The organism is Mucilaginibacter aureus (assembly GCF_053514885.1).
On the sequence record NZ_CP170601.1, the window covers coordinates 2,756,990 to 2,774,940 of the forward strand.

The following is a 17,951-nucleotide window of genomic DNA, read 5'->3' on the forward strand; positions in this document are numbered from 1 at the left end:
AATTAGCGTCATGCAGTTCAAATCGTACACAAACCAATGGCTGTTCACATGGTAAACCAATTAAAAGACGGTGCTGCCTGCAAGGTTATCGGCGGCACGCATAAAGGTAAATCGGGTATTGTTAAAGATATTCATACCAGTAAAACCGGCCATGTAACCATCACAGTGGTGCAGGCCAACGGCGACAGGTTTAAAACCCTGGGCCGAAACGTATCGGTAGAAAACTAACGGTATAATATTTGTGGCCCGCTTTAACTTATTAACCAGCTCAAAATTTATAAACTTTAATTAACCATCATGCGCGCACAGATCACTCCATTCCTGCTGTTCAAAGATGAAGCCGAAGCAGCGGCCAACTTTTATGTATCGGTATTTGGCGGTAAGCTGCTCAACATCGATCCGTACCCCGAAGGCACCCCAATACCTGCCGGAGCGGTAATGACTGCCACTTTCGAGATATTTGGCATGACCATGACCGCGTTGAACTGGGGCCAGCCGGCCGAATTTAAAGAAACCATTTCCTTCGCTATTCAACCCGAAACACAGGAAGAAACCGATCATTATTGGAATGCGCTTATCGCGGATGGCGGCTCAGAAGGCCCCTGCGGCTGGCTGAAAGATAAGTTCGGTGTTTCATGGCAGGTAGCGCCCGAAGTTTTGATGCGCATGATGAGCGACCCCGATCCCAAAAAATCCTCGGCAGTAATGCAGGCCATGATGAAAATGAAAAAGATCATTATTAAGGATATCGAGGAAGCTTATCATAAAGCATAAACTCATTCAGCATTTCCCGCAGAGGCGCAAAGATGCTAAGAATTTTAAGTTTTTTGTAGATAAAATCGATCACACAATAGGTAATAACTTAATAACCCAATAACCATTCACAAATCACAGAGTTATCTGTTATTCGAAGTCTCCTGACTTCGAATTGTTATTCCTGTAGTCTCTGACTACAGGTTTGTAGTTATAAACTACAAACATAATTATCCGAAGTCGGGAGACTTCGGATAGCAATAGTACATTCGCACATCTGCATATTTTCACATTCATACACACCAACCGAGTTATCAACAACGTTAAAGCTTAAGCTGATTTTTGGTTAAGTTTGTACTCATCATTTTTACCGTTTTTTTGCTGCCATGCCCGATTTTTCGCACTTACATGTTCACACCCAGTTTTCATTGCTCGACGGTGCCGCCGATATATCCAAACTGTATAAAAAGGCTGCTGCCGATGGCATGAAGGCAATGGCCATTACCGATCATGGTAACATGTTCGGTGTGTTCAAATTTGTGGCCGAAGCAGGCAAACACGGTGTAAAACCCATTGTAGGCTGTGAGTTTTACGTAGTTGATGATCGCCATAAAAAACAATTCACTAAAGAGAAAAAGGATGTGCGCCGCCACCAGCTCTTCCTGGCAAAAAATGCCGAAGGCTATAAAAACCTCATCAAACTGTGTTCGCTCGGCTACATGGAGGGCCTGTACAGCAAATGGCCGCGTATTGATAAAGAACTGATCCTGCAATACCATAAAGGATTGATCGCTACCACCTGCTGTATTGGTGCATCCGTGCCGCAAACCATCTTAAAAGGTACCGAAGAAGAAGCTGAGGCCGAATTTAAATGGTGGCTCGACATTTTTGGCGAAGACTATTACATTGAGCTGCAGCGCCACGAAATACCCGAACAGGAGATCATTAACAATAAGCTCACCCAATACGCCAAAAAGTTTAACGTGAAAATGATCTGCTCAAACGATTCGCACTACGTGGATCAGCAGGACAGCAACGCGCACGATATTTTGCTTTGCGTAAACACCGGCGATATGCAAAGCACGCCCATCGCTACCGATGAGGAAGGCGGCAAAGGTTACCGTTTCGGTTTCCCTAACGATCAGTTTTTCTTTAAAACCCAGGCCGAAATGGGCAAACTGTTTCACGATCTGCCCGAAACGCTCGATAATACCAACGAGATCGTCGATAAGGTAGATGTATTGAAGCTGAAGCGTGATATCATGCTGCCCAATTTCCCCATTCCGCCCGAGTTCCAGATCCACAGCGGGGCCGAAAGTGATGTGCTTAACCAGTGGGAATACCTCAAACATTTAACCTATACCGGCGCCAAAGAGCGCTATAAAGATATTGATGCCAAAACCGAAGAGCGGATAGAGTTTGAGCTCTTTACCATTCGCACCATGGGTTTTGCAGGTTACTTTTTAATTGTTGCCGATTTTATCAGGCACGGCCGCGATATCGGCGTGTTCATCGGCCCCGGCCGTGGTTCGGCAGCGGGTTCGGTGGTGGCCTATTGTACAGGTATCACCAATATCGACCCGATGAAGTACAACCTGCTTTTCGAAAGGTTTTTAAATCCCGATCGTAAATCAATGCCCGATATCGATACCGATTTTGACGACGAGGGCCGCCAAAAGGTGATCGATTACGTGGTGGATAAATATGGCAAAAACCAGGTAGCACAAATTATTACCTACGGTTCGATGGCTGCCCGCACCAGTATCCAGGATGTGGGCCGGGTACTGGATATGCCCTTATCCGAAGTTAACGCGCTCAAAAAACTGGTGCCCGATACTTTGGGGATTACCTTACGGGATGCCATTGAGCAGGTACCCGAACTCAAAGAAATTATCAAAGCCAACGATCTTCGTGGCGATGTTTTGCGCGCCGCCGAAAAGCTCGAAGGCTCGGTACGTAACACAGGCGTACACGCCGCCGGTGTAATTATTGCCCCCGGCGATCTAACTACCATTGTACCCGTTGCCGTAGCAAAAGACTCCGACCTGCTCGTTACCCAGTACGATGGCCGGGTGATCGAAGATGCAGGTGTTATCAAGATGGACTTCTTGGGATTAAAAACCCTCACCATCATTAAAGGCGCCCTGAAGATGATCAAGCAGAATCATGGCGTTGAGATAGATATTGATTACATCGCGCTCGACGATCAAAAAACCTATGAGCTTTACCAGCGCGGCGATACCAACGGTACCTTCCAGTTTGAAAGCGATGGGATGCAAATGTACCTGCGTGATCTTAAACCAGATAAGTTTGAGGATTTGATCGCCATGAACGCCCTTTACCGCCCGGGCCCGATCGAGTACATCCCCAACTTTATCAAACGTAAGCACGGCCTCGAGCCCATCACTTACGATCTGGACGATATGGAAGAATACCTGGGCGAAACCTACGGTATTACCGTTTACCAGGAGCAGGTGATGCTTTTATCACAAAAACTGGCAGGCTTTAGTAAAGGCGATGCCGACGTTTTGCGTAAGGCCATGGGTAAAAAGCAGATCGAGGTGCTCAACAAAATGGAGGCCCAGTTTATGGAAGGCGCTGCAGCAAAGGGCCATGCCAAAGATAAACTCACCAAGATCTGGACCGACTGGAAAGCATTCGCCCAATACGCATTCAATAAATCGCACTCCACCTGCTATGCACTGGTGGCCTATCAAACGGCCTTCCTTAAGGCGCATTACCCGGCCGAGTATATGGCCGCGGTATTGAATAACCAGAACAGTATCGATAAGATCTCTTTCTTTATGGAAGAGTGCCGCCGCATGGGCACCCTGGTTTTAGGTCCCGATGTGAACGAGTCATCGGTATTGTTTACCGCTACCGGCGATGGCAACATTCGGTTTGGCCTTTCGGGGATCAAAGGTGTGGGCGAAAAAGCCGTAGAAAGTATCATCGAAGAACGTGAGGCTAACGGTCCTTTCAAATCTGTTTACGATTTTGCCCAGCGCTCAAACACCCGTGCGGTAAACCGTAAATCGTACGAAAACCTGGTATACAGCGGAGCCTTTGATAGTTTTAATTTAAAACGCGCCCAGTTTTTTGCTAAAACCGAAAATGGTATTTTAAGCGGTATCGAACGGCTCATCAAATACTCCAACGATTATCAGAATACGCAAAGCACTTCGCAATCGTCATTGTTCGGCGGTTCGGTAGCTTCGTACATACCCGAGCCAACTATGCCCGATTCGGAAGAGTTTCCGCTGATCGAAAAGCTCAAATACGAAAAGGAAGTGATCGGTATCTACCTCACCGGCCACCCGCTGGATAACTACAAGGTTGAACTCGAAAAATTCTGTAAACATACCGTTGCCGATCTCAAGCTCATCCAAAAGATGAAGAACAAAGAAGGCGGCGAAGAAACCGAAATGGCCTTTAACCAGCTGCGCAAATCAGCATCCGAATTAAGCATCGGCGGCTTAATGGCTTCCGTTCAGCATAAAACCACCAAAACAGGTAAGCCCTTCGGCACCTTTGTTTTGGAAGATTACTTTGACAGTTACGAGTTTGCCCTTTTCGGGGATGACTATATCAAGTTCCGTAACCTGCTGTTTGATGGTAACTTTCTACATCTCAAGGGCAATATAGAAGAAAAGTTTCGCCAGGTAGGTAACTGGGATATGCGGATAACCGCCATGAGCCTGCTATCCGAAATGCGTGATAAATTCACCAAGTCGTTAACAGTGATACTGAACCTTAACGACCTTAATACCGACCTGCTCAACAACCTGCAGCAGGCAGTAAACGTAAACAACGAAAAATACCCGGTAAAAAATTGTACCCTGCGTTTCAAGGTCCGCGACCGTGACGAATCGATCCTGGTGGATATGCCATCCAAATCCTTCAAAGTAAACCCCAGCGACGATCTGATGGAAGAGATCAAAATGCTCACCAAAGAGCAACCAGTGCTGGCGTAGAAATGATTTCGAATTTCGAATGTTTAATTTCGAATTTATTCCACCGTGTCATTGCGAGGAAGAGCGCGTTGAAAACAGCGATGACGTGGCAATCTCATGCTATACAGAGCGGTTATGCAAGTCCGTAATTGCTTCACCATCATTCGCAAACAATTCAAAGATGGAGGCAAATTCGAAATTGAACATTCGAAATCCGAAATAAAAAAATCTGAATCCTCCAGTTACTCACACACCAACTAATTATTCACACCTTGCTTCGGCCAATCAAAAACCCTTTATATTTATCACGCTAAAACAATAAACGGTTTGCCCGGTCTATATAATGTCACTTTGTCATAAACTATTTGCGGCAAGCAATTTGATTAGTATATATTTGTTCACTTAAAATTTAAAACAAGGAATATCATGGCATTAGAAATCACCGATGCAAACTTTGAAGAGTTAGTATTAAAATCAGATAAACCAGTATTGATCGACTTTTGGGCTGAGTGGTGTGGCCCTTGTCGTATGGTTGGCCCGGTAGTAGAAGAAATAGCAAAAGAATATGCCGACACTGCCGTTGTAGGTAAAGTAAATGTAGATAATAACCCGGCTATATCAGTTAAATATGGTATCCGTAACATCCCGGCTTTATTATACTTTAAAAATGGCGAAATTGTCGACAAACAGATCGGCGCCGTTCCAAAATCGGTTTTAGCCGGTAAGTTGGATAAGCAATTGGCATAAAAAGCAAAGCGTTTGGCGCATAGCGCAAGGCGATAAATAAAATAATTAAAGCGTTTCGGTATAACCGGAGCGCTTTTTTATTTCCCCCAACCCCGCGTTAGCGATCGCAGCGGATACCGGCCCTGTGGCTAAGGCCGGTGCAGTATGAGCGTAGAGCGCGGCCCGCAGGGAAACGCCCAAAAAAATCTATTAGATATATCAAAGCGTTTCGGCAGCAACCGGAGCGCTTTTTTGTTGGAAACATGCGTTATTTTTTGTATATTTAAGGTTGAGCGAGCAATAGTTATGTGAATAAAAATCGATTTTATACAAATTGAAAAATACCGACAAATACCCACCACTCCATCTCCGCGCGTCATTGCGAGGGACGAAGCAATCCCCGACTTACAGAGCTGCTTTGCTTGTTTGAGATTGCTGCATCTTTCTATAATCAAATTTTGAAAAACCTAATTGAAAATACCCACAAATACCCCCCTGTTAATCCGCAAAAACTCCTAAATTCGTTTTATGCCGCAACTCACCACCAACCGCGAAATCCAGCAATTAGGCAACCTCGAGCTTTTGGCCCGCCAGGTTGTTGAAGGCTTTATTACCGGCCTGCACCAAAGCCCCTTCCACGGTTTTTCGGTCGAGTTTGCCGAGCACCGGCTGTACAACAATGGCGAATCGGTAAAAAATATCGATTGGAAACTGCTGGCCCGTACCGATAAAATGTTTGTCAAACAGTTTGAAGAAGAAACCAACCTGCGCAGTTACCTGCTTTTAGATACTTCATCCTCCATGAACTACCCGGAAAAAGGGATGAGCAAACTGCAGTTTTCGGTATATGCCATTGCGTCATTAATGTACCTGTTTAAGCGCCAGCGCGACGCGTTTGGTTTGGGCCTGTTTTCGGATAAGGTGGACTGGCTAAGCCGCGCCCGCTCAACCTCAACACATTTATACTACTTGTTTGCCGAGCTGGAGCGGATGTACGAACATCCCAAAGCCAACAGCCAAACCGATATTGCCGGTGTGCTGCATCACATTGCCGAAGATATCCACCAGCGCTCTATGATCATTTTATTTAGCGATATGCTGGAGAATGGCATGGACGAGCAAAAAAGCGATGCCCTGTTTGCCGCGCTGCAACACCTCAAGCATAATAAGCACGAGATCGTGATCTTTAACGTCACCGATCATAAAAAAGAATTGAAGTTTGATTTCGATAACCGCCCGTACCACTTTGTCGACCTCGAAAGCGGCGAAGAACTGCGTGTGCACCCCAACGAGATCAAGGCAAGTTACCTCAGTTCACTCCATACCTGGCGCAACCAGTTACAGCTCAAATGTGCCCAATACCACATTGATCTGATCGATGCCAACATTCACAACGGTTTCGACCAGGTGCTCAAAGCCTACCTGGTTAAACGGAATAAGATGATGTAGACCAACAAGAGCGGTGAGGTGGCCTGTCATGGTGAGCTTGTCGAACCACGACGCGCCGGCCACTCCTTCCTTCATTTATTTCAACTTTTCACAATCAATTCACCTCACTTTTTGTTACTAAACAAATTGTAACTGCAGATACAGCATATGAGATTATCCATCGAGCGCAAAACAGTAAAAGTATACCCTGATTCAAAACGGGTTATCGCCCGCTTTTTTTATAATGGCGAGATCCGCGCCAAAGAAGTATTAGGCAAAGTAATGGGCTTAAATGAAGATCAGGTTTTCGATATCATTTCGCCTATTTTGCAGGAATACTCCAAGCGGCACCGTAATATTACCCGCCTGCTGCAGCGCCATTGTGCAAAGCTCAACGTGCTTTTTAAGGAGCTCAACATTAACGAAGAAGAGCTGAGCACTTATCGCAAGCTGCTTATCGGCTCGTACTTTACACACGAATATTCTATCGAGTCGGCGGCGTTCTTTAACCCGTCCATCATCGAAGATCCCGATCAAAGCGACCTTGAAGAAGGCGAAAAACGAATGATTATCAGCTTCAGGGCTGTAGGCGAGGGGCACATCTCGTCCATTGCGTTCCGGCGCGCGCTCATCGATAAAAACAACAATATCGAGGTAATAGGCGCAGGTAACTATATTGACGAGGCCGAGATCATCCGTAATGCCACGTACAATAAAAAGCTGTTTTTCGAAAAGGCTGCCATTACCCAGATCAATATCTCGGCGTTAAAAGAAATTGAGGGCCAGCTTGAGGAAACCTTCGAATATTCGCACTTACGCCGCATCATCCTCGAGTCGCAAAAGCTCGAGATGAATGACATGAAGAAGCTCGAGTACGATAAAATGCTCTGGCTTGCCGATTCTTATTACGAGATCGTCTTTTCACTGGATACCGATATTTCCGACAGGGTGATCTTCCCGATCTCTGAGTTCGAACGTAAAGGTATTGAGGATGCCCGCTTTGTAAAATTTGTAGATGATGATGGCACTTACGCCTATTACGCCACCTATACCGCTTACGACGGTGCCATGATTATGCCCAAACTGCTCCACACCACCGATTTTTACGATTTTAAAGTAATGCCGCTGTACGGCGCAGGCGCACAAAATAAAAACCTGGCGCTCTTTCCGCGTAAGATCAACGGTAAATATGTGATGATGTCGCGTATCGATGGCTGGAACAATTACATCATGTATTCCGATAAGATCAACATCTGGGAAAAACCCATCCGTTTGCAGGAACCCAAATTTCCGTGGGAGTTTGTACAGATCGGTAATTGCGGCTCGCCTATCGAAACCGAACACGGCTGGCTGATGATCACCCACGGTGTTGGCCCTATGCGCCGCTATGTAATCGGGGTGAGCCTACTGCAATTGGATGATCCGTCGGTCATCATCGGCCGCCTGAACGAGCCTTTGCTGATACCCAATAAAGATGAGCGCGAAGGCTATGTACCTAACGTGGTTTACTCCTGCGGGGCTATCATCCACAACAATAAACTCATTGTGCCCTATGGCCTGTCCGACTATTCATCCTCATTCGCCGTAGTCGATCTGAATGATCTGCTCAATAAGCTGAAGAACGAAATATAGATGAGTTAAAAAAAATGTTATTTCGGGCGAGCGCAGCGACGAGAACCCCAAATAGCGCAAGTCTTGTGTGAGTGGTTGAGTGGGGGTGACTTGTGATTTGTGAAGACAAGGGCCCCAAATAGCGCAAGTCTTGTGTGAGTGGTTGAGTGGGGATGACTTGTGATTTGTGAGCCCAATAGCGAAAGTCTTGTGTGAATGGTTGAGTGTGGGATGACTTGTAATCTGTGAAGACAAGTACCTTTCAGGCTTCCTGATTTTTAATGATATCGGCAATAATGTCCAGTATACCCTCGTTTTTAACGATCCACATGCCCAGGCGTTCTTCGGTAATACCGGTTTTTAATTGATAGCTAAAGCTTGGCGAGCCATTATCAAAAAGGGTTTCCATAAACTTAAAATTGATATTTTCTATGCCTGATAACTCCCTGGCCACTTCAACAATGTGCGTAGATACTACAAAATAACTGTTTTTGATCTGTGCAAAAGAGCGGATGATAGACAGCGAGGCATCATGAGCATCCTTTACATTGGTCCCCCGAAACAGTTCGTCAAATATCACAAACAACTTAGGCAGCGCAGCTATTTTTTGTGCCACATGCTTAACGCGAAGTACCTCGTTATAAAAATGGCTGTTGCCCTGGCTTAAATTATCGGGCAGGTTTATGGTTGTGATCAGTCCGTTAAAAACAGGGGTTTGCATACGCGTCGCCGGTACCGGGAAACCAAGCTGCGACAGGTAAATGCAAATGCCAATGCTTTTTAAATAACTTGATTTACCGGCCATATTAGTGCCTGTTATAAAGCAAATATTCTGGCCGGGGTTAAACGCGGCACGGTTGGATACAGGGTTTTTGATCAGCGGATGAAACATACCATCAATAATCAGGCTATCGTCATTGTCGCTTATCACAGGCAATGCAAAACCTAAACTCAAACCGGTGGTTGCTATACTCAGATAAACATCAAACTGGTAAACAATGTCTAATAACCGTTTAAGCTTGTCAAAACCTTTGTACCTGAACAAATGATCAGCTTGCGCGATAGCTACGGCCCCCGGTTTTTTAGGGTCTATATTGTTCAGAAATACAAAATCATTGTCGGTTAAAACCTCATCAATTTGCCTGTGAAAATTTTGCAATAAGGCAGGTAAGGTTTCAATAGGATAGGCTGCGGTAAAACCGCGAAGCATAACCAATAGCTCCAACGCGTACTTTATGCCGCTTTCAATAATATAATAATCGCTGTCGCCTTTAAGGCGATAACGCAGCCATTTTTCAACCGCCCGTATTTTTGATACCGACGTAGGCTTATTTTTTTGCTGAAGATAGAATTCAATAAAATCGCACGGCCCTTTTTCTATTTTAAGGTCGATAGTGTTTAGCTGCAGGTATTTGATCGCGGCAACGCGTTCTTTGAGTTGTTCTTTATCGGTTAAAGGGTTATCAAAAATCTCTTTGAGCTTGTACCCACCGCCATAGGTAATGGTTTTGTTAAAAAGGGCGAATATGCAATCGTCATTTTGCCCGCTTCTAAAAATGGCCAGATCATTATGCGTTTGCTCATCACACTCAAATTTCATTAGGGCATATGGATTTATTCAAATGAAGATAGAAATAAATAAAAAACTTGCCCCGCAACATCTTCAAAAAATTTGACTTTTTCAGTTTGCCCGATTATTTTAGCCCCGAATTTTATCACTAAATGGAAACAAACAGAAAAACCTGGAGCAGACCTGATCTTATCTTAATTGATACCTCAAGCATTCAACATAAATCGCAACATGCAGTTCGTGAGGGTACGGGGCATTATTCATCTGGAACGGGCCCGAATTTTAAAAATTTCATGAATAAGATAGGCACCGCAGGAATTACTATTACATTCAATGGTGTGCCGGTGCATGCCAAGAGCGATGCGGTATCCTAATAGGATACTTTACTAGTTATTTTTTCAACTATAACCCTTTACTATTCAAAGCCACCGATTTCGGGTTATGATGTATGTCTTTCGGCTGCACTCATTAACTTTTGAAATGTATATTCGATTGATTTTGAAGCAGATACAGAAAGTTTAAAATTTGTTTTTGCCGCTTATCCGTTTTATATTAGAGTCAACCTTTTATCACTACCAATGGAAACAACCAAAAAAACCTGGAATAGCCCCGTCCTTTTCTTAATCAGTAACGGAAACGTTGAGCAAAAATCACAGCTCTCTGTTCGCGAGGCTACAGGGCATTATCTAACAGTTCCAAATTTTAAGGCTTTTGTAAATCCGTCAAACGTCGGGTTTGATATTACAGTCAAGGGTGTTCCGTTTTATTCTAAAGATGCCGCTATATCTTAACAGGGCTGAGAAACGATCTTTGCTATTCGAAGTCCTTGCTATTCGAAGTCTCCTGACTTCGGATCATTATGACTGTAGTTTTCAACTACAATCGAAGCTAAACGATTTTCTGATACAATTCCCAATAGTCATTCACCATCTTCTGTTTGCTAAATTTACCTTTTGCCCATTCACGGCAATCCGCACGTTTAACCGAGTCTAACTCAGCTACTGCATTAACAGCCTCGTCAACGGTAACAACCAAAAAGCCGGTTTGCTTATCGCTGATCAGCTCCGGCATCGAGCCTTTGTTAAACGCAATAACAGGTGTACCGCAAAGCATGGCTTCGGCAACGCTCATCCCGAAAGGCTCGTTAAAACTGATGGGGTGCAGCAGGGCAAGGGCCTTACCTAAAAGTTCGTTCCGTTTTTCGGGCCCGGCTTCGCCAATGAACTGGATTTGCTCGTTCAGTCGCGGTTCAACCTTTTCCTTAAAGTAATGCTCGTCCTGCCTTATACCCGCTATAATCAGGCGTTTTTTACTTTTGATGGCAATTTCAACCGCTTCGGCAGTACCCTTGTCGGGATGGATGCGGCCAAAATACAGCAGGTAATCATCGGGTGTTTCGTTAAATTCAAAATGGCTAATATCCAAACCGTTATATACCGTAGCTAAATAGTCAAGCTCAGGACTGCGGTCGGCATTACTGATGGATACATAGTGCGAGGTATCGTTGTACTTTTTATAAACCGGTACTATCTTTTGCGATGAAAAACCATGTATGGTCGTGATCATCGGCGTGTTGATCAGCCGCGAATAGGTGAGGGGTAAAAAATCAAAGTTGTTATGGATAATATCAAACTCACCGGCCCGCTCCATCAGGTTACTAATGTGCAGGCATTCCAAAACCTTGGCATCCTGGCTGCGGTCCTCCTCGTAGCCGGTTTTACAGATGGACTGTAGCGTACCCGCTGTGATCGAGTCCCCCGTCGCAAAAAGCGTTACATCCTCACCTAAAGCAACCATGCCCTCGGCAATGTTCGATGCTATTTGCTCCCACGGCCCGTAATGCCGCGGCGGGGTGCGCCAGGCTACCGGCGATAACACAGCGATCTTCATGCTAACACAGTTCTATAGTATAACCGTATTTGTGATATTCGTATTCCAGCTCAAAAGCTTTTAATACTGTAAGGTGCGATATCAGGTACGCCAATGTACTTTCGGCCCCCTGGTTACGGTTAATACCGGTAGGCAGCAAGCCATCGCAGCAGCCCTTGGTTTCATGGTCGTAAAGTGGTGCACGCAGCGTGTTTTCGCCCAAAAACCACATATAGCACAAAAACATTTTTTCTACATATTCGGGCTCGTGCCATATCTGGTACGCCTGAAAGTTCATCAGCACCATCGCCATGGTTTCAATAGCCTGCTGATCATACAACGGTACTTCGCCACCGCGCTGATACCAGCCCTCATTCCCTATAGGGATCAGGTAACCCTTGGATAGTGTAGTTTTATCCAAAAACTCCATCGATTCTAATGCGATCTCTTTAGCCCTTTCATCACCCGTCAGTTCGCACGAATGCATTAACGCCAAAGGCAAAATGGCATTGTCATAGGTCATTTTTTCTTCAAACCAAAACCAATCGTCGCCGCGGTTCTTTTCGTAGGCGTCAACCAACGGTTTGGTCAGGTCGGTTAATTCGCGCAGCATGCCTTCATCCTGCGGAAAGACTTTCAGATAAAGTGCGATGCCGATTAGGGTATTAGCTATCCCACGCAAATGGTGCAGGTTTTTAAATTGTTGAGTGGCTTTATGAAAGATCTCGACCGCGAACTCCCGGTACGAATTGTTGACCGCGCAATTGATCAGGTACCCTAACGACCAGATCGTACGGCCAAATGAATCCTCCGATCCCACTTCGTCCAGGTACTGCCGGCTAAAGCTTAAAAAGTTACGGAAATTACCGTCTTCCGTCTGCATATAATGGATATAGCTCAGGTAGATGGGCAACAACCCCAGTGCCTCCTGGCTTTTGTTACGCTGGTAAGCCATTAGCGCCATGATCAGCGCCCGGGCATTATCATCCAGGCAGTAGCCTTCTTTTAAATTAGGGATGCCGTATTTGGCATGCTGTACAATACCTGTATCATCAGTAAGCCGTAAAACATGCGATAAACTAAACTTAGGCATTATTTCAGGGTCAACGATACTGCTTTTTAGTATTTTATCCCTAAAATCATGCTGGTTGCAGGCATCCTGTGCGGCCTTAATGTATTCGGCGCCGGTTTTTGGCCAGCGCAGGTGCAGGCCGTATTGGTACGCGTTCGCCCGCATTTCAGCAAGTGTATCATTGTTACTTAACAGCTCGTTAACATGTTGCGCCAATTGCTCATCATTTTTAAAATCAAATAAGCGCCCGCGGTTTTCGGCCAGCAACTCGGTAGCGTGCCAGTAAGGCGTAGATACAATTGCTGCACCCGCGCCCACCGCGTACGATAACGTTCCGCTGGTTATTTGCGCTTCGTTAAGGTATGGAGTTACATAAATTTCGGCAGCGGTTAGGTAGTCAAACAACTCCTCCTCGCTCACAAATTTATTGATAAAGGTAAGATGATTACTAACGCCCAGTTGTGCCGCAAGCCGTTTTAAACCATCGCGATACTCCTCGCCGTTGTTTTTGATCACGCCCGGATGTGTGTTACCTAAAACCACGTACATCACATCGGGGTGTTGCTCCACAATTTTAGGCAGCGCCCTGATCATGGTTTCCAATCCCTTGTTCCGGCTGATCAACCCAAAGGTAAATAATACCCTGTTGTTTCTAAATACAGGCAGCTTTTTGATGGGGTTATCTTCCTGCGCTTCAAGGTCGGGTACACCATGCTCTATGATCTGAACTTTGTCGGCCGGTATATCATAAATTTCAGTTAAAAAATCCAGCGCCCGCTGACTCATTACAATTACTTTTGACGATTGTTCCGCTATTTCGCGGATGATGATCTTTTGTACAAAGCTGGGGTCTTTAAGTACGGTGTGGAGTATGGATATCAGGGGCTTTTGTAAACGGTTAATGAGCGGTAAAATATAGATCCCGCTTTCGCCGCCGAAAATACCAAACTCGTGCTCTAAAATGCAAACGTCGATATTACTGGTATTGATATAATTTGCAGCCCTGATATAGTCTTTTTGATGATCCTGACGTACCACAAACTTCACTTCTTCGGGGTATTTATATTCATTAATATCTTCCGAATCATTCAATGCCACCACAAAGCCGCTTTGTAACGGCGATTTTCTTTCCGGGTAGTTGGCATTAACGGCATTCACCAGGTTTTGATTAAACGTGGCTATTCCGCATTCGCGTGGAGGATAAGTTGATATATAGGCAATACGCATTTTATGATCTGTTTTTTTAAGTTAGTGTATCGACATAACACTAAAACAGGCCTTTTTGTTTATTATAGGCTATAAAATGGGGCGTTTTTATGCCATAGTAATGTATTATTTCAATTACATTACATTAAGCAGGGGTTAAAAGTGTTGATTTTAAGCCGTATAGTAAGTCAGGGCTTCGGTAATAATTTCGCAGGCGCGTGTAATCTCCTGTTCGGTAATTACCAGCGGCGGGGCAATGCGCATGGAGTTGCTGCAATGTAAAAACCAGTCGACTATAATGCCGTTTTCAATACAACGGTCTATCACCTTTTTATTCAGGTCAAAGCTTTCCAGTTCGGCGGCAAGCAGCAATCCTTTCCCGCGTATTTCGCGGATAGCCGGGTGTACAAGTAACTTCCTAAATAAAGCTTCCCTGGCGGCAACCTGTTCAATAAGCTGTTCTTCCAACAAAGTTTCCAAAGCTGCCAAACCCGCTGCGCAGCATACGGGGTGACCGCCAAAAGTGGTAATATGGCCCAGTATCGGGTTTTCGCTTAACGCGGACATGATCTGATTTGATGATACAAACGCACCGATAGGCATGCCGCCGCCCAACGCTTTGGCCAGCAATAAAATATCGGGTACTATGCCAAAATGCTCAAATGCGAACAGCTTGCCCGTACGGCCAAAGGCAACCTGTATCTCATCCAGTATCAACAAGGTGCCTGTTTCGGTACAGTGTTTTCGTAAAGCTTGCAGATAAGTTGCATCAGGTACGCGTACACCTGCTTCGCCTTGTAAGGTCTCTATAATTACACAAGCGGTTTGTGTGGTTATCTGTTCAAAACACGCCGGGTCGTTAAAATCAATAAACTTTACACCGGGCAATAAAGGGCGGTAGGCTTGTTTATATTCCTCGTTACCCATTACGCTTAAAGCACCCTGCGTGCTGCCATGATACGAGTTTTTGCAGGCAATGATTTCGCTGCGACCCGTATAACGCTTGGCTAATTTTAAAGCGCCCTCAACAGCTTCGGCTCCCGAGTTTACAAAATAAGTGGCCTGTAATTGCTGTGGCAGTACCGAAGCCAGTTTTTCGGCAAACTTAACCTGCGGAGCCTGCACATATTCACCGTAAACCATCAGGTGCATATATTTTTCGGCTTGTTGTTTCACCGCATCAACAATGCGCGGGTGCGAGTGCCCCAGGTTGCTTACGCCAATACCCGATATCAGGTCGAGATATGGTTTGCCATCCCGATCATAAAGATATACCCCTTTTGCGCTTTCAAACTCAAGCAAAAGCGGGAAGCGGGTGGTTTGTGCGTTATGATTTAAAAATAGCTGGCGTAAGTTTAACATGCTGCAAAAATAACAAAGGCTTCCGGTTATTACCGAAAGCCTTTGTTATTAAAAAACAGATCAATCAATTGTTAGCTTCTTCTTTCCTGTCACGGTATTGCTTAAGCATTTCATCACGAAATTGCTCCTCGCTTTTGTAGATCATGTTTACCTTATCGGGAGGCAATATTTTTAAAAACTCGGTGTTGTAATGCGATCTGATGTCTAATATCTTACGGTCAATAGCAAATTTATCCGTACTGTTTGCCGATGGATTCAGGTTATTCAAACGGCGTTCGGCTTGTGCAGCAAATAATTCGTCCTGATACTGGTTAAAAACAGGCCAAAATTTTTCGTTTTGGGCGGGTGTAAGGTCCAGCTGGCGGGTAATATAAGCCGACCGGGCCATTTTTGTCCGTGCAAGCCTGTCTACAATTTTTTCGATTTTTGGATGTCCCGCAGTTTTATCCTTGTTAGGCGGTTTTCTTTGCACCGGGCGATCCTGTTTCAGGTGTCCGTCACCAAACAAGGGCTTTGCCTGGTTAACACCTGCAACCATCGTTAATATCATCAATATACTTAAAAAGTATCTCATTTCTTAATTAATCGCCTGTTCTGCATTAATTACTGCCTGCAAATCATCGTTGTCAGTATCACTGCCTGTTACAATGGTAGTAACATCTGTATTTAATTCCAAATAAGCCTCAATTTCATCGCTCGACATTTTTGCTACTGCTTTATGCAGATAGGTGTGCTGGTGCGATGCATTGGCGTTGGTTGTATTAAACTCGCTCAAAAACAGAGCAGCACCCGCTATCATCGCAAAACAAGCTGCCGAAGCGTATTTGATGGCATGTTTGCTCCACATGCTCACAATTGTTGCCGGCTGTTTTTTAACAGCAGCTTTTTCGGGCTGCGCTAAAGTGGTTTGCGCTAAAATTTTACTTTCTAAGGCTTCAAAATAACCTGCAGGCACAGCAAAACCTTCCTCGGCATTTTGCGCAATGGCTATGCGGCTTTGTATATTTTGCTCAAGCTCGTTAAAATAGCCTTCGGGTACTGTAAAGCTTTGTTCGCTGTTTATAAATTCGTCAATAGCAATGCGGTTTTGTATGTTTTGCTCCAGCTCGTTAAAGTAATCAGTTGGTACGGTAAAGCCTTTTTCGTTGCTCAAAACTTCATCAATGGCAATACGGCTTTGTATGTTTTGCTCCAACTCACTAAAATAACCTTCCGGAACGGTAAAACCTTTTTCGTTATTTAAAACCTCATCAATAGCAATACGGCTTTGAATATGCTGTTCCAGCTCATTAAAATAATTTTCAGGAACCGTAAAACCTTGCTTTGTATCAAGTTCATCCAGACGAATTTGGCCCATAACCTGCCCCTCCATTTCATCGAAATAGTTAACCGGAACAGCAAACGGGTTAGCCGGGTTAACCAGCTTCAACGCCTGATATTCGTTTATCCACTCCATATTTTCCTTTTCGTCTTTCATTATCTATTTATAGATACATTTTTTAAGCAAAGGTTTAATTGACAATTAATCTTCTGACAATAAATAGGCTTCTATTTTTTTAACCGCCAGGTGAAACGACGATTTTAACGCTCCAACGCTGGTTCCCAACACTTCCGACATCTCCTCATATTTCATTTCGTCGTAGTATTTCATGTTAAAAACCAGTTTTTGTTTCTCTGGTAAGGTAAGCAAAGCTTTTTGCAATTTCATCTGCGCCTTGTCGCCGTCAAAATAGCTCGAATCCGTTAACGATTCCGACAACTCGTGCGATACATCATCAAGCGGGATGTTGTTTTTTAACTTTTTACGATTAAGAAACGTAATGCACTCGTTGGTGGCAATACGGTACATCCAGGTATAAAGTTGCGCATCGCTGCGAAAGCCTGGCAAACTTTTCCATATTTTCACAAATACATCCTGCGCCAAATCATCGGCATCATCATGATCTATCACCATGCGCCGTATGTGCCAGTATATTTTTTGCTGATATTTTTTCAGCAGCAGGTTAAATGCCTGGTTCCGTGTTTTTTCGTCCTGGAACATCTGCAGCAATTCTGCATCATCAACCTGGTTAGACATGTATAAGCATTAATGAGTTATTGATAATGGGTAAATTTAGCTATTTTAAAACACAAATATGTAAATGTTGTTTTTTTGTGGTGTTAAAACGGGTAGGATTGTAATTTGGTGTGTTGAATGTACAGGAAAATGAAAAATGTTGGCGTGTAAGATAATTTGGGCGTTGCCTTCGGCCCGCGCTTTCCGCTCATACGCCTTCGGGCCTTAACCGCGGGCCGGTATCCGCTGCAATCGCTAACGCAAAAAACTTCAGGATATAATCAGAAACTAAATACAACTTTACAATTCAATCATTCAATCATTCAGTCATTCAATCATTAAACT

Annotated in this window: 15 protein-coding genes; 8 read left to right on the top strand and 7 right to left on the bottom strand. The window is 44.5% G+C overall.

Translation table 11 applies throughout. From position 1 onward, the window contains the following. Nucleotides 1–36: 36 nt before the first annotated feature. From ACFGVR_RS11795 to ACFGVR_RS11820, 6 genes are all read left to right on the top strand, one after another. The gene (locus tag ACFGVR_RS11795; protein WP_448697262.1) at nt 37–228 is read left to right on the top strand and encodes a KOW motif-containing protein; all 192 of its coding nucleotides are present in this window, start codon (nt 37–39) and stop codon (nt 226–228) included. 69 nt (nt 229–297) lie between these two features. After that, on the top strand, nt 298–774 hold the full coding sequence (locus ACFGVR_RS11800; protein WP_448697263.1) for a VOC family protein: 477 nt from the start codon (nt 298–300) through the stop codon (nt 772–774). A gap of 365 nt (nt 775–1,139) precedes the next feature. After that, nucleotides 1,140–4,727, top strand: a complete 3,588-nt coding sequence (gene dnaE, locus ACFGVR_RS11805) for a DNA polymerase III subunit alpha (RefSeq protein WP_448697265.1) — start codon at nt 1,140–1,142, stop codon at nt 4,725–4,727. A gap of 405 nt (nt 4,728–5,132) precedes the next feature. After that, nucleotides 5,133–5,453, top strand: a complete 321-nt coding sequence (gene trxA, locus ACFGVR_RS11810) for a thioredoxin (RefSeq protein WP_448697266.1) — start codon at nt 5,133–5,135, stop codon at nt 5,451–5,453. A gap of 507 nt (nt 5,454–5,960) precedes the next feature. Then, nucleotides 5,961–6,881, top strand: a complete 921-nt coding sequence (locus ACFGVR_RS11815; RefSeq protein ID WP_448697268.1) for a DUF58 domain-containing protein — start codon at nt 5,961–5,963, stop codon at nt 6,879–6,881. Nucleotides 6,882–7,028: 147 nt separating this feature from the next. Next, nucleotides 7,029–8,492: a glycoside hydrolase family 130 protein gene (locus ACFGVR_RS11820; protein WP_448697270.1), complete on the top strand. Its 1,464-nt coding sequence runs from the start codon at nt 7,029–7,031 to the stop codon at nt 8,490–8,492. Nucleotides 8,493–8,733: 241 nt separating this feature from the next. Here the strand turns inward: ACFGVR_RS11820 and ACFGVR_RS11825 are convergent, their stop codons facing one another. Beyond that, the gene (locus ACFGVR_RS11825; RefSeq protein ID WP_448697272.1) at nt 8,734–10,071 is read right to left on the bottom strand and encodes a MutS-related protein; all 1,338 of its coding nucleotides are present in this window, start codon (nt 10,069–10,071) and stop codon (nt 8,734–8,736) included. Between the two features lie 122 nt (nt 10,072–10,193). Here ACFGVR_RS11825 and ACFGVR_RS11830 point away from each other — a divergent pair, with 122 nt between their 5' ends. Then, nucleotides 10,194–10,415, top strand: coding sequence for a hypothetical protein (locus ACFGVR_RS11830; RefSeq protein WP_448697273.1), 222 nt, complete (start codon nt 10,194–10,196; stop codon nt 10,413–10,415). 204 nt (nt 10,416–10,619) lie between these two features. After that, complete coding sequence (locus ACFGVR_RS11835; RefSeq protein WP_448697275.1) at nt 10,620–10,832, top strand: hypothetical protein; 213 nt, start codon at nt 10,620–10,622, stop codon at nt 10,830–10,832. A gap of 97 nt (nt 10,833–10,929) precedes the next feature. Here the strand turns inward: ACFGVR_RS11835 and ACFGVR_RS11840 are convergent, their stop codons facing one another. The 6 genes from ACFGVR_RS11840 to ACFGVR_RS11865 all read right to left on the bottom strand — a co-directional run bounded on the left by ACFGVR_RS11840 (nt 10,930) and on the right by ACFGVR_RS11865 (nt 17,627). Further along, nucleotides 10,930–11,931 carry a glycosyltransferase family 4 protein gene (locus ACFGVR_RS11840; RefSeq protein ID WP_448697277.1) on the bottom strand — a complete coding sequence of 334 codons (1,002 nt, stop codon included), beginning with the start codon at nt 11,929–11,931 and terminating at the stop codon, nt 10,930–10,932. A 1-nt stretch (nt 11,932) separates the two neighbouring features. Then, nucleotides 11,933–14,209 carry a glycosyltransferase gene (locus ACFGVR_RS11845; protein WP_448697278.1) on the bottom strand — a complete coding sequence of 759 codons (2,277 nt, stop codon included), beginning with the start codon at nt 14,207–14,209 and terminating at the stop codon, nt 11,933–11,935. Between the two features lie 150 nt (nt 14,210–14,359). Beyond that, nucleotides 14,360–15,550: an aspartate aminotransferase family protein gene (locus ACFGVR_RS11850; protein ID WP_448697280.1), complete on the bottom strand. Its 1,191-nt coding sequence runs from the start codon at nt 15,548–15,550 to the stop codon at nt 14,360–14,362. A 64-nt stretch (nt 15,551–15,614) separates the two neighbouring features. Continuing rightward, a complete protein-coding gene (locus tag ACFGVR_RS11855) occupies nt 15,615–16,124 on the bottom strand; it encodes a hypothetical protein (RefSeq protein ID WP_448697282.1) in 510 nt (169 codons plus the stop codon). 3 nt (nt 16,125–16,127) lie between these two features. Next, a complete protein-coding gene (locus ACFGVR_RS11860) occupies nt 16,128–17,027 on the bottom strand; it encodes a hypothetical protein (protein WP_448697284.1) in 900 nt (299 codons plus the stop codon). A 45-nt stretch (nt 17,028–17,072) separates the two neighbouring features. Next, entirely contained in the window at nt 17,073–17,627 is a 555-nt protein-coding gene (locus ACFGVR_RS11865; RefSeq protein ID WP_448697286.1) for an RNA polymerase sigma factor, read from the bottom strand. Nucleotides 17,628–17,951 lie beyond the last annotated feature (324 nt).